The organism is Cryobacterium sp. M91, from assembly GCF_002929615.1.
GTDB classification, from domain to species: Bacteria; Actinomycetota; Actinomycetes; order Actinomycetales; family Microbacteriaceae; genus Cryobacterium; species Cryobacterium levicorallinum.
Genome location: NZ_PJJT01000077.1, coordinates 80,541 through 103,154, shown reverse-complemented (window position 1 = coordinate 103,154; position 22,614 = coordinate 80,541). Strand labels below are relative to the sequence as shown.

The window sequence follows — 22,614 nt, the reverse complement described above, 5'->3', positions numbered from 1 at the left end:
CCGCCGCCCGCCCGCCCGCCGCCCGCCCGCCCGCCGGCTGCCCGCTGCGTGGCAGGCCCGCTATCGGCTGACGCCGTGGTGGGGCAAGGTGATCGTGGTCTGGGCGCTGTCGCGCGTGGTCACGACGAGCCTGGTCCTCATGCTGGCGAGCGTGCAGGGCCCCAACGCCTGGACCGGCGCGAGCCCGAAATACACCGACTTCGCCAATATGTGGGACGGCAACTGGTACAACATCGTCGCCGTTGTCGGCTACCCGAGTGTGTTGCCGGAAACCTCGACCGGCCAGATCGGCGAGAACGCCTGGGCGTTCATGCCGGGGTCCCCGGTACTGGCGCGCCTGCTTATGGAACTGACCGGGTTATCCTGGGCGCCGGTGGCGGTGTTCGTCTCGGTCGCCTTCAGCCTCGGCACCGCGCTGCTGTTCTACCGGCTGATGGCCCGGGTTCAGTCGCCGGCCACGGCCCTGTTCGCGGTCGTTCTGTTCTGTGCCGCCCCGCTGTCGCCCATGCTGCAGTTCGCCTACGCCGAGTCGATGTACCTCTTCTTTCTGACCCTCGCGCTCTACCTGCTGCTCGAACGCCGCTACTGGCTGCTGTTTCCGGTGATCGCGGTGATGGCCCTGACCCGGCCGAGCGGGCTGGCCTTCGCGCTCGCGCTCGGGCTGCACGTGATCTATCGCTTCGTCACGCGCGCGCGTGATCCTTTTGCGCCTCGAGAGCGGATGCTGGCGGCATCCGTTACCCTGTTCAGCGCTCTGATGGGACTGGCCTGGCCGCTCGCAGCGTGGGCGGCGACCGGCGACCTGATGGCCTATACCGACACGGAACTGGCTTGGCGAGCACCGTACATCGGCTATCAGGAGCTCGTGCCGTTCACGGCCTGGTTCCAGAGCGGCGTCTGGTGGCTCGGCAGCCCGTTGGGTATCGTCGTGGTGACCGCCCTGATTCTGGCCTTCGCGCTACTGCTGTTCACCCCCGCCGTGCGACGTCTCGGCGTTGACTTGCGGCTCTGGCTGGCGAGTTACGCCCTATACCTGCTTGCGGTGTTTTTTCCGCAGTCCAGCACGTTTCGGCTGCTCATGCCGATGTTTCCGCTGCTCGGCGCGGCCGCGATGCCGCGTAACCGGACCTACCGCGTGGCGATCGTTCTGGTCTGCGTGGCCGGGCAGTGGGGCTGGCTGCTGATCTGCTGGGGCGTCGACGGCTACGACTGGACACCGCCTTAAACGACCGCGATCAGGCCCTAATTTACGTCTCGGGCCGAGATAGTCGATAATGGATATACAAAGACGAATGGAAGGGGAGTTCATGGCGGCCATGAAGCCACGAACCGGAGACGGTCCAATGGAGGCGGTAAAAGAGGGGCGCCTGATTATCGTGCGTGTACCGCTCGAAGGTGGGGGTCGGCTCGTTGTATCAGTCAACGACGCCGAGGCCAAGGAACTTCACGATGCACTCGCAGGGGTTGTCGCTGCGGCGAAGTAGCGTTCCTCTAGTTCGAAACAGAAAAGAACGGCTGCTCGCGCAGCCGTTCTTTTCTATGTGCGGTCGGTTAAGCGCTCAGCTTGGTGATCTGCAGCAGCCCATCGCCGACGGGGGAGAGCGCGCTGATCACGGCACTCGACCCGGCGATCTCGGTCAGCAGCGTGCGAAAACCGGTGGCCACGTCGTCGCGCTGCGCCGGGTCGGCGACGCGGCCGCGCCACAGTGCGTGCGCCACGAGTACGGTTCCGCCCGGTCGGGCCAGGCGCAGGCCGTGTTCAACGTATTCGATGACCGACTGCGGGTCGGCGTCAACGAACACAATGTCGTAAGAATTCTCGTTCATGCGGGGCAGCACCTCGCCGGCCTTGCCTGTGATCAGGCGAACCCGGTTGGCCGGAATCTTCGCCTCGGCGAAATTGGCTTTGGCGTGCTGTAGATGATCGACCTCGGTATCGATCGAGGTCAGGGTAGCGCCGGGCGCGCCGGTGAGCAGCCAGATCCCCGATACTCCGGCCCCGGTACCGACCTCGAGGATGCTGCGGGCCCCGGTGGCGGCGGCGATCACGGCGGACTGTGCGCCCACCGAGGGTGCAATCGCGTCGATCCCGAGTTCGAGGGATTGTTGACGCGCGCGCGCGATGGCTTCGGATTCGACGACACAGTCGTCGGAGAACTTCCAGTTTAATTCAATGTCAGACACAAATAACTCCAGTAGATGATTAGCTCAAGACTAGGGCCGAGGTGGACTGGTCCATGGATGCCCCGCCGGGCAGATATTCTAGGGACATGTTTGGGCTGACGTTCGAAAAGATTCTGCTGATCGGGATCATCGCTGTCTTCTTGCTTGGCCCAGACAAGTTGCCGCACTACGCCGCCCAGCTTGCTCGCCTGGTACGCCAGCTGCGCGACATGGCCAATGGTGCCAAAGATCGCATGCGCGACGAGATGGGTCCGGAGTTCGACGATCTGGACTGGAAAAAACTCGACCCACGCCAGTACGATCCCCGCCGCATCATTCGGGAAGCCCTCGCCGATGAAGACCCGGTCAAGGAGCAATCCGCGTCAATTTCCCGGGCCGAGCCGAACCCCGACGGCGCCTATTTGAAACGCAAACGTGCCAGGGAAGCCGCCCTGGCCGCGCTCGAGCCGGCCCCGTTCGACTCTGAGGCGACGTAACGCTCCAAGGAGAACGGATGAGCGAGTTGAAGCAGCCCAAGCGAGTAAAAAAGTCCATCTACGAGACCGAACTCGCCCGGCTGCAGGCCGAACTGGTCACGATGCAGCAGTGGGTGAAGGCATCCGGTGCCCGCGTCGTGGTGATCTTCGAGGGCCGCGATGCTGCCGGCAAGGGTTCGGCGATCAAGCGCATCACCGAATATCTCAATCCCCGGGTGGCGCGCATCGTCGCGCTGCCGATGCCGACCGAGCGCCAGCGCGGCCAGTGGTATTTTCAGCGCTACATCGAGCACCTGCCCTCGACCGGCGAGATCGTGCTGATGGACCGATCCTGGTACAACCGGGCTGGCGTCGAGCGGGTGATGGGCTACTGCACTTCCGATGAATACCGTCGGTTTCTGCACCAGGCACCCCTGTTCGAACGGATGCTGGTCGAAGACGGAATTCTGCTGGTCAAGTACTGGTTCTCGGTGTCTGACCTGGAGCAGGAACGACGGTTTCGCTCCCGGCTGAAAGACCCGATGCGGCGTTGGAAGCTCTCCGAAACGGATGTGCTGTCGATCACCCAGTGGGTCGAGTATTCCAAGGCGAAGGATGAGATGTTCGTGCACACCGACATCGCCGAAGCGCCCTGGTGGGTGGTCGAGAGCGAGGACAAGCGGGCCAGCCGGTTGAACGTGATCAGCCATCTGCTCTCGCTCGTGCCGTACGAGAAAACGGACCCGCCGAAGGTGCACATTCCGCCCAGGCCGCCGGCTTCGGACTATGAACGGCCGCCGCGGGAGGAGAACCACCAGGTTCCCGACCATGCCGCGACGCTGGTGAAGCCGAAGGAATAAGGATTCCCGGGCGGTTTCACCGGGCCGGCTAGCGCGGTGTGAGGCCCAGGCTGAGGCCGGCCAGTCCGCGGGCCCGCGTCTTCATACGGTGCGCGAGCTCCAGAATGGCGCGAGCGGCCGGGTCGTCGGGCGCGCCGAGCACGACCGGGAGCCCGGCATCACCGCCGCTGCGCAGGGCCAGGCTTAGCGGAACCTGCGCTAGCACCGGCACCGGCGCGGGCTGCCCGACGGAGAGGCGCCTGGCGACCTCGTCGCCGCCGCCCGAACCGAACAGCTCGAGCAAGCTGCCGTCGGGCTGCACCATCGCCGACATGTTCTCGATCACGCCGTAGACGCTCTGCCCGATCTGGCGGGCCACGACGCCGCTGCGTTCGGCCACATCGGCCGCTGCGGACTGCGGCGTGGTCACGACGATGACCTCGGCGTGGGGGAGCAGCTGGCCGACCGTGATGGCGACGTCGCCGGTGCCCGGTGGCAGGTCGAGCAGCAGCACGTCGAGGTCGCCGAAGTACACATCGGTGAGAAACTGCTTGATCGTGCGGTGCAGCATCGGTCCGCGCCAGGCGACCGCGGCCGACGCGTCGTCGATGAACATGCCGATCGAGATGACCTTCACGTCGTGCGCGATCGGCGGCAAAATCATGTCGCCGACCTGGGTTGGTTTGACCGCGAGGCCCTCGTGCACCAGGCCGAGCAGGCCGGGAATGCTGAAGCCGTGCACGTCTGCGTCGACGATTCCCACTCGCAGGCCTTCACCGGCCAGCGCCACGGCCAGGTTCGCGGTGACGGTGGACTTGCCGACGCCGCCCTTGCCGCTCGTGATCGCGTAAACGCGGGTGAGTGACTCCGGGCCGAACTGCACACTGCGTGCCACCTGGCCGCCGCGCAGCTTCTCAGTCAGCGCGGTGCGTTGCTCGCGGGTCATGATCGCCACCTCGACGCTCGCGCGCCCCGGCCCGGACACCGACTCGGCGGCGGCGAGAACGTCGCTCTCGATGTGCTGGGCGGCCGGACAACCGGCAATGGTCAAGCGGATGCCGACGCTCACTTGACCGTCATCGCTCACGCTCACCCCGGACACCATGTCGAGGTCGGTGATGGGCTTGCGAATCTCGGGGTCGGTCACCCGTGATAGGGCGGTGAAGACGCGGGAGCGGATGCTGTCGGGCTCTGGAGTCAGAGGGGCCGGAGGAAAAGGTGTAGAAGTCATGCGGTGGGGCGGCTTTCGTCGGTGCTGTCTGGGGCTGCTCGTTCGTCGCTGCGCTCATCACTGCGCTCATCCAGATGCTCGAGCAACGCACGCAGTTCCGCGCGGATGAAGTCTTTCGAGGCCATGTCCTTGATCGCAATGCGCAGGGCCACGACCTCACGGGCGAGATATTCGGTGTCAGCGAGGGTGCGTTCTGACCGCTGGCGGTCCTGCTCGAACTGCACACGATCACGGTCGTCCTGACGGTTCTGCGCGAGCAGAATCATCGGCGCGGCATACGAGGCCTGCATCGAGAGCACGAGGGTCAGGGCGATGAAGCCGAGCGCGACGGAGTCGAATCGCCAGGCAACCGGGGCGAGCGTGTTCCAGGAGATCCAGGCGACGGCGAACAGGGTGAGTCCGAGCAAAAACCAGGGGGTTCCCATGCCGCGGGCGATGGCCTCGGTGAAGCGGCCGAACCGGTCCCGGCTGTGGCCGCCGTTGCGCCCGAGACCCACGAGGTTGCCGGTTCGCAGCCCCTTGGGCGCATCGAGGCGCAGGTCGGCGCGATTATTGCGGGCCACGAGTCGTCCTTTGCGCTCCGGGGAGCGGGATGCTGCCGGTTCTCAGCTCGCTGCGGGCGGCGGCGCGGCGACGCACATCATCATTGCCGTCGTGGCTGCGCCAGTCGTCGGGCAGCAGGTAATCGAGCACGTCATCAATCGTCACCACCCCGACCAGTCGGTAATTCTCATCGACCACGGGCACCGACACAAGGTCGTAGCTCGCCAGAATACGGCTGACTTCGGCGGCCGACGTGTCGGCGGTCACCGGATCCAGACCTGCGTCGAGCAGCGTGCCGAGCCGCTCGTGGGGCGGGTAGCGCAGCATCCGCTGAAAATGCACCATGCCCAGAAAACGACCGGTGGGAGCTTCGTAGGGGGGCAGGGTCACGCAGATCGCCGCACCGAGTGCCGGGGCAAGATCATGACGACGGATGCGCGCGAGCCCCTCGGCGACGGTGGCATCGGCCGAGACGATGATCGGCTCGGTCGTCATGAGGCCGCCGGCCGTGTCGGGAGCGTAGGAGAGCAGAAACCGCACGTCTTCGGCTTCTTCGGGCTCCATCAGGTCGAGCAGCTGCTCGCCGCGCTCCTCGGGCAGCTGGGCGATGAGGTCGGCCGCATCGTCGGGCTGCATCTGATCGAGCACATCGGCGGCGCGGGCATCGCCGAGGCTGGTCAGAATGCCGACCTGATCGGTCTCTGGCATCTCTTCGAGCACGTCGGCGAGGCGATCGTCGGGCAGCTCGCCTGCCACCTCAAACATGCGCTCGCGCGGCAGGTCGAGCAGGGTATTGGCGAGGTCGGCCGGTTTCAAATCGGAATAGGTCGCGATGAGGTGTTCGGCGGACTGCGCCTGGCCTTCGGTCGCTTTCTCGCGCACCTCTGCCCAGGTTGCAAAGGTCGTGACGCCCTTGACGAAGGGGGAGGCGCTGGTCTTGGGGCGACGCACGAACAGCTGGCTGATCGCCCAGTCGGCCTCCGTGCCCTCCTTGATCGCGACGTCTTCAATGGTGGCATCGCCCGAGCCGTCGGTGAAGAGCACCTTGCGGCCGAGGAGTTCGGCGATGACGCGCACCTCGCCGCCGCGCTGCTCATAGCGGCGAACATTGATGAGGCCGGTCGTGATGATCTGGCCGCTGCCGATGCTGGTGACCCGGTTGATCGACACGAAGACGCGTCGTTTACCGGGGATCTCCACGATCAGGCCGACGACGCTGGGCGGGTCGTTTTTTCGATACACCACGAGAACATCGCGCACCTTGCCCACGCGGTCGCCCGCGGGGTCGAAAACGGTGCACCCGGCCAGTCGGGCGACAAAAACTCTGGTGGCACTCACAATATAAATGTAGGCCACTGGCCCGACATTGGTGGCCCGGCACGACTTCCCGTGTCGGGCACCAGCCCGACGATGGTGACCAGGCACGAATTGCCGGCACGGAATAGGGTTGCGCTCATGACCGTTTGCGAACTTGCCCATGATTCCCGACAAAAGTTCACTGCGCGGTGCTCGGCCGGGCCCGCTTTCCGGGCGCAGGGCGAACGTTGAGCTTTCCGGCGAAGGACGGCATTCCGCCGGCGAGGCGAGCCGTGCAATTGATCTGGAGCGGAGTGGCACCCGACTACGGCAAAGTCAAAGACAGCGCCGCCGCCGGCCGGGCGCTCACCGGTCTCCTGAACGCAGCGCACGACATCCTCGCCTATCGGCAATTATCGGTCAAGGCCGAATCAATCCACCTGGTCTCCGGCGACCGGATGAGCTACCTGAAATTTGCGGTCGCAACCGATCGCACCGCGGGCAATGCCGTTTCGCTGTCCCACCTCCTGGCGGTCAACGCTGAGGAGGCACGGGGTCTCGGCGACCTGATCGGCGGGAACCCGCCGTTTCGCTCGCTCCGAATCGTCATCCTCTCTTTGGAGGGCGACTTCGCCATCAACCGGCTCGACCTGGACCCCGAAAGCCCGGGCGGTGTCTCGTGGTACGGCCCGTTCGACCGCGAGCTCTTCAAGGACATTGCTCTGGGCTTTGCGCTCTTCGTCACCCACATGGTGGCCAATGTCTTTGACGACGACGACGGTGAGGAGACGTTCGCCGAGTCCATTGAATGGATTACCTGAGGTGGCACGATCGGGCATGTCAACAGGTCTGCGTGAAAGAATACCGGAATGAGCAACCAGAGTCTGTTTCCCCGGCGTCGCCCAGTTTTGCCTCCCGTGTTGCCGCGCGGAGAGGTGCTCGCGACGTACAGCACCTACGCCGATGCGCAGAGCGCGGTCGACACGCTCGCCAAGGCGGACTTTCCGGTGAAGCAGCTGGCGATTGTCGGCAACGACCTCAAGAGTGTCGAGCGAGTGACCGGCAAACTCACCTACGGCCGGGTCGCGCTCGCTGGCGCGGCATCCGGTGCCTGGTTGGGAATTTTCTTCGGGATTCTGTTCTTTTTGTTCTCGCCGACCGGATCGAGCCTACCGTTCGTCTTCGCCGCCCTGATTATGGGTGCCGGATTCGGCATGCTGCTCGGTATTGCGAGCTACGCGATCAACCGCCGCCGCCGCGACTTCACCTCGACCATGCAGGTCATCGCGACCAACTACCAGATCATCGTCGACGTCGAACTGGTCAACCGGGCCCGCAACCTGCTCTCGGGATTCCGCGAGGCCGAGCCAACAGCGCCTGCTGCGCCCCCGGTAGATCCTCCGATCCCCTCCGAATAGTCACGCGAGAGCGCAAAAAGTGCCCGATTGGGAGTCCCAATCGGACACTTTTTGCGCTCTCGCGAACCTGTTTAGCTTTGCTTCGCGGCGATCCAGGCTTCAACTTCATTCGCGGTGCGGGGAATAGCTGCGGAGAGGTTTTCGGCTCCGGTGGCGGTCACCAGGATGTCGTCTTCGATGCGCACGCCGATGCCGCGGAATTCGGCCGGCACCGTGAGGTCGTCGGGCTGAAAGTACAGGCCGGGTTCGATCGTGAAGACCATGCCCGGTTCGAGCACGCCGTCCATATACATGTCGCGGCGTGCCTGCGCGCAGTCGTGCACGTCGATGCCGAGGTGGTGGCTGGTACCGTGCACCATGTAACGGCGGTGTTGGCCGTTGTCCGGAAGAAGGGCCTCCTCCGCGGTGACCGGGAGCATTCCCCACTCCGCGGTGCGCCTCGCGATGACCTGCATCGCGGCGGCGTGCACGTCGCGAAAGATGGCACCGGGGCGAACGACGGCGAGGGCGGCATCCGCTGCCTCACGCACGGTTTCGTAGACCTGGCGCTGGACGTCGCTGTAGACGCCATTCACCGGGAGGGTGCGGGTAATGTCGGCGGTGTAGTAGCTGTCGAGTTCGACGCCGGCGTCGATGAGAATGAGGTCACCGGCGGCGACAACGCCGTCGTTGCGGGTCCAGTGCAGAATGCAGGCGTGCGGGCCCGAAGCGGCGATGGTGTCGTAGCCGACCGTGTTGCCGTCGCTGCGGGCGCGGGTGTTGAACACACCCTCGACGAGGCGTTCGCCGCGGGCATGCTGGCTGGAGCGGGGGAGGTCGGCGATGACGTCGTCGAATCCGCGGGCGGTGGCGGCGACAGCGAGGCGCATTTGCGCGATCTCCCAGGCGTCCTTCACGAGGCGCAGTTCGGACAGATCCCGGGCCAGGCCGGCGTCGGGCTCATGCTCGGCATTGATCTCGATGCTGAACGGAGAGTCGGTGGCGTTGCTGCTGAGCACCCGCTCGGCGGCGAAACGCAGGCGGGCCTCGTCGACCTGCTCGGTAAAGGTCGGATCGGCTTCACGCAACACGAGGGTTTCGCTGTCGACCGCCTTCAGCACTGCGGCGAAGTCGGCGATGCCGCGCACCGCGACGGCGAGGTCGCTGGCGACCTGGGCGACGGATGGACGCGGTCCGATCCAGAATTCGCCGATGTCGGGGTTGGCGTAGAACTCGTCGGAGTCGCGGCCGGCCCGCTCGCGAAAGTACAGGGTCGCGTCGTGGCCGACAGCGGCCGCTGGTTCCAGCACGAGCACGGCACCGGGTTCGCTGTCGCTGCCCCAGCCGGTGAGGTGGGCGAAGGCCGAGTGGGCGCGGAAGGCGTAGTCAGTGTCGTTGGAGCGCTGCTTGAGGCGGCCGGCCGGAATGATCAGTCGCTGGCCCGGGTACTGCGCGGATAGCCGGGCGCGACGTGCGGCGGCGAACGGTGCCTGCTCGCGAGCTGGCGGCAGAACGTCGGTGCGTTCGGCCCATCCGCTCGCGATGAAAGCTTTGAAGCCGGTAGACCCGGGAGTGGTCGAACGGTTCTCGTTCGAACGCGCGGCAGGAATAAGTGCGGGAGCAGTAGTATCAGCCATTCCCCCATTCTCACACCGCACTCTGGGCGGCGCCCGATCGGGTGCTGCAGATGCTGCGACGAGCGGATGCTGCGCGGCTGTCCGAAACTAACTGGCCGGCGTCAGCGTCGCCACGATCGGTCGGTGATCGCTTCCTGCCTCGTCCAGTGACTCGATCACCTGCAGGCCCAAGACCCGCCAGTTCGGGGTGGCCATCACATGATCGATCGGGCTGCCGAGCAGCGCGGGCATCGCGGTCGGCCACGTGCCGACGGATGCCGCACCGATTGACAGGGCAGCATCCGAGCAGTTGCCGAGAACCGAGCCGCCGCCGCTCGCGCGCCCCGCCATATGGTCGAGCGTGGAATTGAAGTCGCCCGCCATGATCACGTCGTCGCTCAGGCACTGGGTGGCGAGCCAGTCGAGATCGCTGCGCCAGTTCGACATCTCATACTGAATCGGTGCAACGGCATGCACCGCCACAATGGTCGGGCCGGTCCCGTCGACCGGTTCGGCCACCACGGTCGGCAGCACGTTGGTGTTGCCGGGCGGCCCGGACCCGGCCGCGTTGGTGACCGTGTAGTCGCCCAGGTCCGGGCTGATCAGCACGGTGGTGGAGCGGGCCTTGGAGACCAGATCGAAGGCCAGGGTGTGCACCCACATTGGGCGGCCGGCGTCGCGCATCGCTTCGGCGATCAGAATGCCGGTCTCTTCCGTCGTTTCGGGCAGGGTCACGACGTCGGCGTTTTGGGCCAGCGCTTGCGCGGCGATGACCGCGGCGCCGGGAGCGTCTCCGAGCGTGTTCCAACTGAGTACGGTGACGGAGTCGGCATCCGCTTCGGCGCTGAGCTGACCCTGGGTGGGCGAAACCGTGGTCGTGAAACCGCGGGAGGCCAGAATGCCGACGTTGGCGATACCGAACAGGGCGAGCAGCACCATGGTCATTCCCAATGTTCGACGCAGCGGGCGAATAAACCGCAGTACCCCGAGCAGGACGAGCCCGACGACCGCGCCGATGACGGCCACGGCGCGAAAGGACACCAGATGGGCGACGACCCAGCTGTTGTGCAGGCCGAACGCCTGCGGCCAGGTCACCACCAGCAGGATGACGGCGGCACCGATCAGAATCAGTGCCCGAAGGAGTCTGGAGAACATTGTTCTGAACCCTAGATCAGTATTCTGGGGAATCCCCAGTGCCGTGGTCAGCAATGAACGGGCGCAGGTGTCCAACTAGCATGGGAGCATGGCAGTCGCGCGGCAATTTCGGGGTCCGATCGACCTTCACGCACACTCGAGCGTGTCGGACGGCACCGAGACTCCGGCGGAGCTCGTGCACGCCGCAGCCGTGGCCGGGCTCGGCACGATCGCCCTCACCGACCACGATTCGACGGCCGGCTGGGCCGAGGCTTCCGCGGCCGCACGCACCGAGCACCTGACACTTATTCCGGGAATGGAATTCAGCACCCGCGTGCGGTACGCCAGTGTGCACCTTTTGGCATATCTTTTTGACCCTGACGATTCGGCGCTGCTGGCGGAGATGACCCGCGTGCGCGCAGCCCGGCTCAGCCGGGCCGAGCAGATGGTCGCCCGCATCGGCGTGGACTACGACCTGAGCTGGGACGATGTGCTCGCCCAGACCACCCCTGAGGCCACGGTCGGCCGGCCACATATCGCCGATGCCCTCGTGGCCCGCGGGCACGCCCTCAATCGCAGCGCGGCCTTCGCCGACATTCTGCACTGGAAGGCCGGCTACTTTCAGCCGCACTACGCTCCCGATCCGGTGCGAGCGATCGAGCTCGTGCGCGCCGCCGGGGGGGTGCCGGTCATCGCCCACCCCGCCACCCGTGGCATCGGCGACGTCGTCGCCGAATCCAGCTTGAAGACGATGGTTGAGGCCGGACTGTTCGGACTCGAACTGGAGCATCGCGAGAATAATCCGGAACCCACCAAACGGCTGTACGAGCTCGCCGCCAAATTCGGGCTGTCCGTCACCGGTTCGAGCGACTATCACGGCACCGGCAAGCCCAACCTGCTCGGCGAGAACACCACAGCCCCCGACGTTCTCGACCGCATCATCGCCGAGGGCCGCGGCGCGGCTCCGGTTTACGGTTGATCCCCTGAAGCGGATGCCGCAGCTCTGAACGCAAACGCGCCCGACCTCCGAGGCTGCCGAAGCCGAAGCGAGGGCAGCCCGGGTGCCGGGCGCGAGCGGTGCTGAGCAGCTATTAGATCGCGCTGCCGGTCTGCGGTGAGCGACGACGGGTGCGGCTGCGACGCAGCGGGGCGTTGTTTCCGTCGTGGTGCTCGGCTCCGCCGCCATCGTGCGTGCCGGCGGCCGGAGTTGCCGCCGGGGCGTCCGGGTTCGTGCTGGAGCCGACGCGGGTGCGCGACCGGGCGGGGCGACTGGCGTCGTCGGCAACCGGGCTCGTCGCTGGCCGGTCAGAACCGGTGCGCGCAGAGTCGCCACGGCCGGAGCCACGACCGCCCTCGGAGCGCCCGCTCTCCGAGCGACCAGAGCGTGCCGCGCCGGATCGGCTGCCCGCTCCGGCGGAACGCGACCCGCCGGTACGTCCGGCCCCGCCGGTGCGAGCGTCCCCCGCGGTGACCTCCTTCACCGGGGTGGCGCGCAGGCGGCCCTTGGAGCCGGCTGGAATGTTCAGGTCGGTGTAGAGGTGCGGTGACGAGGAGTACGTCTCCATCGGTTCCGGCTGGCCGAAGTCCAGGGCCTTGTTGATGAGCGACCACTTGTGCAGGTCGTCCCAGTCGACGAAGGTGACGGCGATTCCGTTCTTGCCGGCGCGACCCGTGCGGCCGACGCGGTGCAGGTACGCCTTCTCGTCTTCGGGGATGGTGTGGTTGATCACGTGGGTGACGTCTTCCACGTCGATGCCGCGAGCGGCGACATCCGTTGCAATCAGAATCTCTTTCTTGCCGCTCTTGAAGCTGGCCATGGCGCGTTCGCGCTGTTCCTGGTTCAGGTCGCCGTGCACGGCGGTGGCGTTGAAGCCACGGTCGCCGAGTTCTTCGACGAGCTTCGCGGCGGCACGCTTGGTGCGGGTGAAGATGATGGTCTTGCCACGGCCCTCAGCCATGAGGATGCGGCCGATGACCTCATCCTTGTCCATGTTGTGCGCGCGGTAGACCAGGTGTTCGATGTTGGCCTGCATGAGGCCTTCGTCGGGGTCGGTCGCGCGAATGTGAATCGGGCGGTTCATGAAGCGGCGGGCCAGGGCAACGATCGGTCCGGGCATCGTCGCCGAGAACAGCATTGTGTGGCGGGTCGCCGGGGTCTGCGCGAACAGCTTCTCAATGTCGGAGAGGAAGCCGAGGTCGAGCATCTTGTCGGCCTCATCGAGCACCATCTCGCGCACGTTGGCGAGGGTGAGCAAACGCTGGCCGGCGAGGTCGAGCAGACGGCCGGGGGTGCCGACGACGATCTGAGCGCCAGCCTTGAGCTGTTCGATCTGACCCTCATAGGCCTTGCCGCCGTAGATGGAGACGATCTTTGTATTACGGTTCGCCGCGGCGAGTTCGAGGTCTTCGGAGACCTGCACGCACAGTTCGCGCGTCGGAACGACGATGAGCGCCTGCACACCGGGCTCCGGGTCGAGTCCGAGGCGCTGAATCACCGGAAGCCCGAAGCCGAAGGTCTTTCCGGTGCCGGTCTTGGCCTGGCCGATGATGTCCTGGCCGGCGAGAGCGAGCGGGATGGTCTGGGTTTGAATGGGGAACGGTTCGAGGATGCCCTTGTCAGCAAGGGAGTCGACCATGTCCTGGTCAATATTAAGTTCGGAGAAAGTCACGAATGTATGCCTGTCATTAACTGGAAGCGAAGTGCGCCCGTTTTTGCGTCTCGGGCAGCGGCCGCCGATCCTTGTCGGCGACGTAATTCCACCTTACTGCCCCGTCTGGACAGCGGCCACAGGCGCGCTGTTCTAAGCTAAGCCCGTGGTCACGTGGTTCGGTCGGCGCCCGCAGCGCAATGAAGCTCCGAGGCTTTCGGCCCGCGGGGCACCCCAGCCAACCGAAAAAGTGGACATCAGTTCGCTCGCGCCGGGCGTGCAGCATTTTCTTGGTCAGGCCGCGTACAGCGAGCTCGGCGAATTCGAAAGCCTCGCCCGTGCGGTGGCGACCGCACCGAACCTCTTCGTTAAAGAAGGCCTCAGCTCCGCTGCCGGTCGGGCGCTTAGCAAGCACCACGGACTGATCACCGAGATTCGTCGCCGCGGCCACGAGCCGGCCGTTGAGATGGCCCCGTTCGTCGTGAGTCTCGATGCGTTCCGCGCGAAGACCGCCGGTGTCAACTGGCACGAATTACTGCTGACCTGCTACCTCGTCGGTGGCTTGCTCGATGACTTCTTCATTCGGCTGTCCGACGGCCTGCCGCGGGATATCGGGCCTCGCGTCGCGCAATTGCTCGGCGAGGATTCCGGTACCGACGTGCTCGTTCACGAGCTCCAGACCGCGATCGAAAACGACCAGGCGCTCGGCTCACAGCTGGCGATGTGGGGCCGTCGGCTCGTCGGTGACACCCTGCTCGTGGCCCGGTCGGCCATGCCGGCCACGGATCCCACTAATGGCCGCGCGGGCAGCAATGAGTCACGCATCGAACCGGTCTTCACCGAACTCATCGCGGCGCACACCCGTCGCATGGATGGCCTCGGCCTCACGGCTTAAGAATGTGAGATTAGGCCGTGCCGGTTTTGGCCAGGGCCTGCAGCATCCGCTGATCGGCATGAATGCGTTGCCGGCTGATCATAAGATTCAGCACAACGGATGCAGCGACGGCGGCACCGAGAGACATCCACCAGATCCACCCCCCGGCCCAATTCCAGCCGAGCCAGGTCAGCCCGACCCAGACCAAGGATGCCGCGGCCGTTCCGATCGCGGGGACCAGCACCGAGCCCTGGGTTGAGCGTCCGGGCAGGAAGTACCGTGCGCCGAGGCCGATGAGCGTGCCGAACAGCGCGACGAACAACAGCTCCATGGCGTTTTAGGCGACGAAGCCGACGCGGCGCGATTCTTCGCTGCCGAGTTCGACGTAGGCGAGCCCCACGGTCGGAACGATGTAGACGCGACCCTTGCTGTCGCTGAGCTTCAGATAGCCGGTCTGACCGGAGAGGGCCGCCGCAACGGTCTCCTCAATCTCGGTCGCTGGCTGCGAAGTCTCAAAACCGATCTCACGGGGAGAGTTGAAAATACCAATGCGAATATCCACCGAACTGCCTTTCGTAGCCTTGCGCCCAGATTACGACAGAACGCGCCCTCGCCCTGACCGATTTCACTGTCGGCGCAACCCGTTACCGTTGAAATGTGACCAACCACGACCTCGACGCCGACCAGCAGGCTGTTCTCGATCTCCCCGACGCGGTGAGCGCCGCCGTCATCGGCGCGCCCGGCTCCGGCAAGACCAGTACGCTCGTCGAACTCGTCGCCGACCGGGTGTTGAACCGGGGGTATTCGCCGAGCGCGGTGCTGGTGTTGGTGCCGACGCGCGCCGGTGCCACCGCGCTGCGCGACCGGATCGCGCTGCGCCTGGCCGTGCCGACCAACGGGCCACTCGCCCGCAGCGCCAACTCCGTGGCCTTTCAGATCGTGCGCTCCGCGGTCGCCCAGGCCGGTGGGCCCACTCCGACCCTGCTCACTGGCGGCGAGCAGGACCAGATTATCGCCGAACTGCTGCAGGGCCACCTGGACGACGAGACGGCCGGAGCGCCGAGCGGCCCGGTCTGGCCAGACACCCTGGGCGCCGACGTACGCCAGTTGCGGGGATTTCGTACCGAACTGCGCGATCTCATGATGCGCGCCGTGGAATATGGCGTCACTCCGGAACAGCTGGAGCGTTTCGGCCTCGGGCGGCCGGAGTGGGTGGCCGCTGCCGAGTTCATTCGCGGTTACGAAGAGGCCAAGGACCAGGCCCGCCCCGGGCAGTATGACTCCACCGAGCTGGCCCGCTATGCTGCGGCGATCGTGGCCGGAGCCGAGGTAGGCCCGGCCGGGGCGGCGACGCTCGGTACCCTGGCCGGACTGCGCCTGATCGTGCTCGACGATGCCCAGGAAGTCACCCAGGCCACGCTCACTCTGCTGGCCCAGTTTCAGGCGCGCGGGGTCGCGATCATCGCCGTCGGCGACCCGGATATCAGCACCGGATCATTCCACGGTGCGCATCCGGATGCCCTCGGTCGCCTCGGTCAGTACCTCGGCCTGGGCCCGGTCGGGGCGCCGGTGGGGTCATCGGCCGGCCCCGCGGCGGCTTCGCCGTCCGGCGGGATCGCACCGCCGATCGTACTCGGCACCGTCTACCGACACGGCGCGGGCATCCGTCAGGTGATTCAGCGGATCACGAGTCGCATCGGCGCGGCCGCGGCCGGCACCCAGCGTGCGGCGGGCAGCGCGCAGGCCGAACCCGACGCGGTGAGCGAGATTGCTTTCGACGGCTCCGATGATCCTGCGCTCTCGGCTCCTAGTGCCGTGACCGCGCCCGAGACGCTGACCGCGCCGGACGCCGTCCCCGAACCGTCAGTGCACACCGTCATCGCGACCAGCCCGGCCGACCAGCTCGCGGTGATCGCCCGGCTGCTGCGCGAACGCCACGTGATCGACGAAACTCCGTGGTCGCGCATGGCCGTGATCGTGCGCACCGGTTCACTCGTTCCCTCGATCTCCAAGGGGCTCGCCGCGCTCGAAGTGCCGACCCAGGTGTCGACCGCGAGCACGGCCCTGCGCGACGAGTACGCGGTGAAAGCGTTCATCGTAGCCCTCGAGGTCACCCTCGGACGCAAAGCGCTCGACTCCCAAGCGGCGATTGAGCTGCTGCGCGGTCCGCTCGGCGGCCTCGACCCGATCACCCTGCGTCGGCTGCGCGCGGCACTGCGTCAACAGGAATTGGCCACCGACACGCCCGCCCCGCGCAGCGCCGATGACCTGCTCGTCGCAGCTTTGTATGACCCTGAGCTGCTCGCCACCATCGACAACCGCACCGCCCGCCGCGCGGCCGGTTGCGGAGCGAGCCTGCGCCAAGCCGCCATCGAGTACGCGGCCGGCGCCACCATCGAAGAACTGCTCTGGGGCCTCTGGCAGCGCAGCGGTCTCGACCGCGAATGGAAGGAGCAATCCACCGGCACCGGAATCGTCGTCGACGAGGCCAACCACAACCTCGATGCCGTCGTCGCCCTGTTCTCCGCCGCCCAGCGTTACGTCGAACGCACCCCGTCGGCCCCGCCGGTATTGTTCCTTGAACACCTCGTCGACACCGACGTGCCCGAAGACACCCTGGCGCCGCGCGCCCTCGGCGCGGCCGTCACCGTGTCCACGCCGAGCGGCACCATCGGGCGCTCCTGGGATGTCGTCGTGCTCGCCGGTGTGCAGGCCAACGTCTGGCCCGACCTGCGCATTCGCGGGTCCCTGCTCGGTGCCGGCGACCTCGCCCTCATCGCTTCTGGGCAAGACGCATCCGGTACCGACGCCCGCACCGCGGTGCTGCACGACGAACTGCGCATGTTCGCTCAGGCGGCCAGCCGGGCCACGACCGAACTACTCGTCACCGCCGTCAACAACGAAGAGAACGAACCATCGGTGTTCTTTCGCCTGTTGCCGCAGCCTGCTCCCACTCTGGGCGCCGACGACCCCGCCCACTACCCCGTGTCGCTTCGCGGTCTGACCGGAAGGCTGAGGCGCGACCTGACCCGCGCCATCCACTCGCCGGGTCGGGTCGACTCCGCCACCCGGGCAGCGGATGCCGCAGCCACGCTCGCCCGGCTCGCCGACGAAAACGTGCCAGGTGCCTCGCCCGACGAATGGTACGGCCTGGCCGACCCGAGCACCGTGCGCCCACTCAACGACCCGGAGGCCGGCGACCAACCGGTGCGGGTATCGCCGTCGCGCATGGCAGCCTTTGAAACCTGCCCGCTGCACTGGCTGATCGGTCAGGTCGGTGGCGGCGATTCCAACACCGCAGCCAACCTCGGCACGATCATCCACAAGGTCATGGAAGACGCCACCGATCGGCGCCCAGAAGCCCTGTGGCAGGGGGTGGAGGCCCGCTGGAACGAGCTCGACTTCGACGCCGACTGGCAGTCCCGGGTGCAGAAAGTTGCAGCCAGGGAGCTCACCGATCGGCTCGCCTCCTACCTGCTGGATTTCGAGAACGGCGGCGGAGAGCTGTTGAGCGCCGAGGGCACCTTTCAGCTCGAAGTGAGCGGTGCCGTGCTGTCGGGCACCATCGACCGGGTCGAACGCCAGGCCGACGGCCGGGCCGTGATCGTCGACCTCAAAACGGGCAAGGGCGATGCGACGAGCGATACCGGAGTCGCGGAGCATCCGCAGCTCGGCGCGTACCAGCTGGCCTTTCAAGAAGGCGCCATCGACGGTGTGTCCTCGGACATGGCCCTGGCCGGTGCACGATTGGTCATCGTCTCCTCGGGCACCGTCAAGCAGAACTATCGCAATCCCACCCAGCCCGCTTTCACTCCGGAGCAGCTCGAGGCCTTTCGCACCCGCGTCGGTGACGATGCAGCCGGCATGGGCGGCGCCACCTTCATCGCCGAAATCACCTCGCACTGTCTCGACCCCAGATCCCACGGGTCCTGCCGCATCCACGTCATCAAGCAGGTCAGCTCATGAGTCTTCTCAGCACCGCCACCACGGTCTCCGCCCTCGATATCGCGGCGGCGCTCAACATGTTTGCGCCGACTATCGAGCAGCAGGCGGTCATTGAAGCGCCGCTCACGCCGACCCTCGTCGTCGCCGGAGCCGGCAGCGGCAAGACCGAGACCATGGCCAACCGGGTGCTTTGGCTGCTCGCCAACGGCCACGCCCGCCCCGACCAGATTCTCGGACTCACCTTCACCCGCAAAGCCGCCGGCGAGCTCAGTGAGCGCATCAACAAACGCATCAGCGATCTCGAAACGGCCGGCCTCATGCCGATCGCCGCCGACCCCAACTCCGCCCATGGCACGGCCGCCGAGTCGTCCGACCTGTTCAACACCCCGAGCGTGTCCACCTACAACTCCTTCGCCAGCCGCCTGTTCACCGACAACGCCCTGTTGCTCGGCCGCGAACCCGAGTCGGTGCTGCTGAGCGAAACCAGCGCCTGGCTCCTGGCCCGTCACGTCGTCATCGACTTCGGCGACGGGCGGCTCGTACCTTTCGGCAAAAGCCTCGACCTCGTCACCGATGCCGTGCTGCAGCTCAGCCGTGCCCTGGCCGAGAATCCGCCGGCCGTTCACCTTGGTCAGCCCGGAGCTCCCCACGACCTCAGGGCACTGGTCGACAGTTTCGGCTACCTGCCCGATTTGCCCTACGGTAATCCGCGCAAGAAGACACCGTACGGGTCGGTCACTGACTCCCTGGCCGCAGTCGCCCCGCTTCCGGTGCTGGCCGAGTTGGCCGCTCGCTACAGCAGCGAGAAGCGTCGCCTAGGACTCATTGAGTTCTCCGATCAAGTAGCCCTGGCACTGCAGGTCTGCCAAAAGGTCGACGCCGTCGTCGACCGCTACCGTGACCAGTACCGCGTGGTGCTCCTCGACGAATACCAGGACACCTCGGTCCTGCAAACCGAGCTGTTGCACACCCTGTTTCGCAACCACCCGGTGATGGCCGTCGGTGATCCCCACCAATCCATCTACGGATGGCGCGGCGCCAGCAGTGCAAACCTGCTCGGCTTCGGCCGAGACTTCAACACCGGAGACTTCAGCCCAGCAGCAGCCCCGACCATGTCGCTGTCCTTCACCTGGCGCAACCCGGCGCTCGTCCTCGACGCTGCCAACGCCCTCGTCGCCCCGCTGAGCGCCGCGCTTCGCGCAAAACCGGGCGGAATCCAGGTCGAAACGCTCAAGGTTCCCGCTGGCACCCGGCCCGGCGCGGTCGACGCGCTTATGGCTGAAACCATCGCTGAGGAGGCCGGAGCCATCGCCGACTGGTTCGCCACCCGTCTGGTCGGCGAACACAGCGGCGCGATGCTGTTTCGGGCCCGCCGCGAGATGGAATACTTCGCCGAGGTACTACGGGCGCACGGCGTGCGTGCCCACGTGCTCGGACTCGGTGGGTTGCTCTCCACCCCCGAGGTCGCCGACGTTGTGAGCGTGCTGCGAGTGGTGCACGACCCCGCCGCCGGCAGCGAACTCGTGCGTCTACTCAGCGGTGCCCGCTACCGTGTCGGTGCGCGCGACCTGCAAACGCTCGCCGACGTGGCGCGCTGGCTGGCCGGGCATGACTGGGCCCAGAAAGCGATCTCGGCCGATCTGCGCGGCAAGCTGCGGGCATCCGTCGCCGGCGATGAGGGCAGCTCGCTCGTGGATGCACTCGACTTTCTCGGGTCAGCGCCCGACTCGCACGGCCAGCTCGCCGGGTTCAGCGATATCGGCCGGGCCCGGGTGCAGTCCGCCGGCCGTCAGCTGGCCTGGCTGCGCTCCCGCGCTGGCCTGCCTCTGCTCGACTTTGTACGCCTGATCGAGCAGGAATTTCGGCTCGACGTCGAGCTGATCGCGAACGAGGCCAACGACCTCGGCCTGGCCAACCTGTATTCCTTCCACGACACCGTCTCGGCCTTTCTCGACAGCGACGAGCAGGGCACACTGGCGAGCTTTCTGCGCTGGCTCAAACGGGCCGAACTGCAGGACGATCTCGGCCCGCGCGCTGAACTGTCGGAGCAGGGCACCGTGCAGCTGCTGACCGTTCACGGCGCCAAGGGCCTCGAATGGGATTTCGTCACCATTCCCAACCTGACCGAGAAGAGCCTGCCCGCCGCCTCTCGCGATACGAGCGGATGGTTGCGCTTCGGCGAACTGCCTTATGCGTTCCGCGGCGACCGGTCCGAGCTGCCCGATCTCGATATCGTCGGCCACGACACCCAGTTCGACTTCGACCTGGCGTTCCAGGCCTACAAGGCTGAGCTGGCCGACCGGCACGACGACGAGGAGCGCCGCCTCATCTACGTCGCGACCACCCGCGCCAAGCACGAGCTGCTGCTGACCGGCTCATTCTGGGGCCCCGGAGTCACCGCTCGCAAGCCCAGCCGTTACCTCACGGAACTCGCCCTGGCCGGGCTGATCGCGAAGATCCCCGACGCGCCCGCCGAGTCTGAGAAACCCGTCTCGGCGTCCAGTGGCACCGAACTGTGGCCGTTCGACCCACTCGGCGGCCGACGGGCGCTGGTCGAGGCTGCCGCAGAGAGGGTGAGCGCGAGCGAAACGGATGTCCCCACTCGCTGGTCGCACGCCGTCACCCTGCTGCTTACGGAGCGAGCCCTGCGCCTCACCGGCGGCGCGGGTGCCCCGGTGCCCACCCGCATCCCGGCCTCCCGGTTCAAGGACTACGTCGACGATCCAGCCGGTGTCGCGGCGGAGCTGCGCCGCCCAATGCCGCAGCGTCCGTACCGGGCCACTCGGCTCGGCACGCTGTTCCATTCCTGGGTCGAGCGTCGGGCGGGAGGAGCCACCGGCACCGATCGCGTCGATGCCAGCCTGTTTGACCTCGATCTGACAGACGAAGACCAGGGCACCGGCACACTCGAGCAACTTGACGTGCCGGAGCAAGAGCAGTTCGCGGTTCTCCAGGCCACCTTCGAACGCTCCGAATGGGCCGAGCGCAAACCCGTCGACGTGGAGATTGAAATTCACCATGTGCTCGCCGGGCAGGTTTTCGTCTGCAAGCTCGACGCCGTCTACCGCACCGAAACCGGCTACCAGGTCGTCGACTGGAAAACCGGGCGGGCACCCAAAAGCGCTGCAGACCTGGAACTCAAGCAGACTCAGCTTGCGCTGTACCGGCTCGCCTACGCCCGCTGGAAGGGGATCGATCCGAGCATCGTCGACGCCGTCTTCTACTTCGTCGCCGACGACACCGTCGTCGCCCCCGAGCGGCTCTACTCGGAGGCTGACCTTTTGGCGGCCTGGTCAGGGGCGATGGCCCCGGTGCTGGAATCGTCAGAATCAGAATCTGAATCTGAATCTGAATCGACGGTTAGTCCCGAAAAGTTGTAGCTGTCGGTGTGCATCGCCGCGTGCTGGTCGTAATCGCGGGCGGCGCGCGGCATGTGGTCGAGCATATTCTCCACGTCGCCGACACTCATGATCGGGCCGGTTTCGGGGGAGAGCGGCTGCTGGGTGTGGCTGTGCACCGTGTCGACCAGGCCGTCGAGCATGGCGACGGCGTCATCGACGATGGACTGGTCGTGGCTGCTGGAGCCGTGCAGCAGCCAGCGGGCCAGTTCCAGCTCGGCATAGAGCATGGCGCGCTGGGTGATGTGCGTGTCGCTGCCCTGGCGGGCGCTGGAATAGGCGTCGATGGCCAGTTCGGCGGCGTCACCGCGCGCGGCGAGTAGCCAGTGCAGGTCGCGCGCCGGGTCGCCGACGGCCAGCCCGGACCAGCCGAGAATCCCCGACACGGCGTCGTCGGTGATCAGAATGGAATCGGCCGACATCGACCCGTGCACCACGGCCGGCGCAAACTGCCACAGGGCTTCGTCGTCGGTGGCCTGCTCCCAGCGGCGCAGCAACGCGGCGGGCAGGTAGCCGGTGCCCGCGGCTCGATCGATCAGGTCGATGGCGTCCTTGCGGCACTGTTCGGCGCTATGCTGCGGCAGCCCGGCGGTGCCGATGAAGGCGCTCGGCAACGAGTGGATGGCGGCGATCGCGCGGCCGATCGACCCGGCGACGCCCTCATGCCCGGTGAGGGCATCCGCATCAAAACTGTCACCAGCCAGCAGCTCATAGACCACAGCACGGGTGCCCTGAATCGGCGTCTGGCCGACATACTCGGGCACGTCGAACGGCAGCCGGCTGCGATTGCCAGTGGTGAGCGCGCGCAGCGCCACGAGGTCCGCGGACTGCTCGGTTTCGGCCGACTGGCTGGTGGGAACGCGAATAATGAGCGCCCGACCGGCCTTGTCGATGACGAGCGCCGAGTCGAAGAGTCCGTGCGCGCCGGCACTGTGCTTGCGGGCGTAGGCCACGTCGAGCCCCGGAACAGCGGAGGTGGCTAACGCGGCTAGAGTGAGTTGAGTTCTGGCCATGCCTACTAGGTTAGATCGACTTGCGGTCTGGCGGTTATTCG

The 22,614-nt window shown here is 66.4% G+C and carries 20 protein-coding genes; 10 read left to right on the top strand and 10 right to left on the bottom strand.

Annotated features, from left to right (window positions below; translation table 11 throughout):
• Together CXY80_RS06015 and CXY80_RS06010 are read left to right on the top strand one after the other, a co-directional pair.
• Positions 1–1,225, top strand: a 1,225-nt coding sequence (locus CXY80_RS06015; protein WP_369828642.1) for a hypothetical protein, incomplete at its 5' end; no start/stop codon positions are given.
• Between the two features lie 82 nt (positions 1,226–1,307).
• Positions 1,308–1,484 carry a DUF3117 domain-containing protein gene (locus CXY80_RS06010; RefSeq protein ID WP_092108645.1) on the top strand — a complete coding sequence of 59 codons (177 nt, stop codon included), beginning with the start codon at positions 1,308–1,310 and terminating at the stop codon, positions 1,482–1,484.
• Positions 1,485–1,551: 67 nt separating this feature from the next.
• On the opposite strand, the gene CXY80_RS06005 is transcribed toward CXY80_RS06010, so the two are convergent.
• A complete protein-coding gene (locus CXY80_RS06005; protein WP_092450256.1) occupies positions 1,552–2,184 on the bottom strand; it encodes an O-methyltransferase in 633 nt (210 codons plus the stop codon).
• 86 nt (positions 2,185–2,270) lie between these two features.
• Between CXY80_RS06005 and CXY80_RS06000 the strand changes: the two genes are divergently transcribed.
• On the top strand, positions 2,271–2,660 hold the full coding sequence (locus CXY80_RS06000; RefSeq protein WP_092450254.1) for a sec-independent translocase: 390 nt from the start codon (positions 2,271–2,273) through the stop codon (positions 2,658–2,660).
• Between the two features lie 17 nt (positions 2,661–2,677).
• Positions 2,678–3,499: a polyphosphate kinase 2 gene (gene ppk2 / locus CXY80_RS05995; RefSeq protein WP_092450252.1), complete on the top strand. Its 822-nt coding sequence runs from the start codon at positions 2,678–2,680 to the stop codon at positions 3,497–3,499.
• Between the two features lie 28 nt (positions 3,500–3,527).
• On the opposite strand, the gene CXY80_RS05990 is transcribed toward ppk2, so the two are convergent.
• Genes CXY80_RS05990 through CXY80_RS05980 form a run of 3 tightly spaced genes read right to left on the bottom strand, consistent with a single transcriptional unit; the run spans position 3,528 to position 6,590 of the window.
• Positions 3,528–4,709: an Mrp/NBP35 family ATP-binding protein gene (locus tag CXY80_RS05990; protein WP_104131940.1), complete on the bottom strand. Its 1,182-nt coding sequence runs from the start codon at positions 4,707–4,709 to the stop codon at positions 3,528–3,530.
• Complete coding sequence (locus CXY80_RS05985) at positions 4,706–5,272, bottom strand: DUF1003 domain-containing protein (RefSeq protein ID WP_092450248.1); 567 nt, start codon at positions 5,270–5,272, stop codon at positions 4,706–4,708. Before CXY80_RS05985 ends, CXY80_RS05990 begins: the two co-directional genes overlap by 4 nt.
• Positions 5,259–6,590: a magnesium transporter MgtE N-terminal domain-containing protein gene (locus CXY80_RS05980; protein WP_092450442.1), complete on the bottom strand. Its 1,332-nt coding sequence runs from the start codon at positions 6,588–6,590 to the stop codon at positions 5,259–5,261. The genes CXY80_RS05985 and CXY80_RS05980 overlap by 14 nt, the downstream gene beginning before the upstream one ends.
• Positions 6,591–6,841: 251 nt before the next feature.
• Between CXY80_RS05980 and CXY80_RS05975 the strand changes: the two genes are divergently transcribed.
• Together CXY80_RS05975 and CXY80_RS05970 are read left to right on the top strand one after the other, a co-directional pair.
• Positions 6,842–7,369: a hypothetical protein gene (locus CXY80_RS05975; protein ID WP_134495359.1), complete on the top strand. Its 528-nt coding sequence runs from the start codon at positions 6,842–6,844 to the stop codon at positions 7,367–7,369.
• Between the two features lie 48 nt (positions 7,370–7,417).
• Entirely contained in the window at positions 7,418–7,966 is a 549-nt protein-coding gene (locus CXY80_RS05970) for a general stress protein (RefSeq protein ID WP_092450244.1), read from the top strand.
• A 71-nt stretch (positions 7,967–8,037) separates the two neighbouring features.
• Here the strand turns inward: CXY80_RS05970 and CXY80_RS05965 are convergent, their stop codons facing one another.
• A complete protein-coding gene (locus tag CXY80_RS05965; protein ID WP_104131939.1) occupies positions 8,038–9,582 on the bottom strand; it encodes an aminopeptidase P family protein in 1,545 nt (514 codons plus the stop codon).
• Positions 9,583–9,669: 87 nt separating this feature from the next.
• The gene (locus CXY80_RS05960; RefSeq protein WP_104131938.1) at positions 9,670–10,716 is read right to left on the bottom strand and encodes an endonuclease/exonuclease/phosphatase family protein; all 1,047 of its coding nucleotides are present in this window, start codon (positions 10,714–10,716) and stop codon (positions 9,670–9,672) included.
• 88 nt (positions 10,717–10,804) lie between these two features.
• On the opposite strand from CXY80_RS05960, the gene CXY80_RS05955 reads away from it, so the two are divergent.
• Positions 10,805–11,674 (top strand): PHP domain-containing protein, encoded by an 870-nt coding sequence (locus CXY80_RS05955; RefSeq protein ID WP_092450239.1) that lies wholly within the window; start codon positions 10,805–10,807, stop codon positions 11,672–11,674.
• A gap of 112 nt (positions 11,675–11,786) precedes the next feature.
• Here CXY80_RS05955 and CXY80_RS05950 read toward each other — a convergent pair whose 3' ends face one another.
• The gene (locus tag CXY80_RS05950; protein WP_092450238.1) at positions 11,787–13,364 is read right to left on the bottom strand and encodes a DEAD/DEAH box helicase; all 1,578 of its coding nucleotides are present in this window, start codon (positions 13,362–13,364) and stop codon (positions 11,787–11,789) included.
• A gap of 229 nt (positions 13,365–13,593) precedes the next feature.
• Between CXY80_RS05950 and CXY80_RS05945 the strand changes: the two genes are divergently transcribed.
• The gene (locus CXY80_RS05945) at positions 13,594–14,238 is read left to right on the top strand and encodes a ferritin-like fold-containing protein (RefSeq protein ID WP_233195046.1); all 645 of its coding nucleotides are present in this window, start codon (positions 13,594–13,596) and stop codon (positions 14,236–14,238) included.
• Between the two features lie 10 nt (positions 14,239–14,248).
• Here the strand turns inward: CXY80_RS05945 and CXY80_RS05940 are convergent, their stop codons facing one another.
• Together CXY80_RS05940 and CXY80_RS05935 are read right to left on the bottom strand one after the other, a co-directional pair.
• Positions 14,249–14,548, bottom strand: a complete 300-nt coding sequence (locus CXY80_RS05940) for a hypothetical protein (RefSeq protein ID WP_092450235.1) — start codon at positions 14,546–14,548, stop codon at positions 14,249–14,251.
• Between the two features lie 6 nt (positions 14,549–14,554).
• Entirely contained in the window at positions 14,555–14,779 is a 225-nt protein-coding gene (locus tag CXY80_RS05935) for a DUF3107 domain-containing protein (protein WP_092108379.1), read from the bottom strand.
• A 95-nt stretch (positions 14,780–14,874) separates the two neighbouring features.
• Between CXY80_RS05935 and CXY80_RS05930 the strand changes: the two genes are divergently transcribed.
• Entirely contained in the window at positions 14,875–18,183 is a 3,309-nt protein-coding gene (locus CXY80_RS05930) for an ATP-dependent DNA helicase (protein ID WP_104131936.1), read from the top strand.
• Complete coding sequence (locus CXY80_RS05925) at positions 18,180–21,542, top strand: ATP-dependent DNA helicase (protein ID WP_104131935.1); 3,363 nt, start codon at positions 18,180–18,182, stop codon at positions 21,540–21,542. Before CXY80_RS05930 ends, CXY80_RS05925 begins: the two co-directional genes overlap by 4 nt.
• Here CXY80_RS05925 and CXY80_RS05920 read toward each other — a convergent pair.
• Complete coding sequence (locus CXY80_RS05920; RefSeq protein ID WP_104131934.1) at positions 21,425–22,573, bottom strand: phosphotransferase; 1,149 nt, start codon at positions 22,571–22,573, stop codon at positions 21,425–21,427. The two genes, CXY80_RS05925 and CXY80_RS05920, sit on opposite strands and share 118 nt — an antisense overlap.
• Positions 22,574–22,614 lie beyond the last annotated feature (41 nt).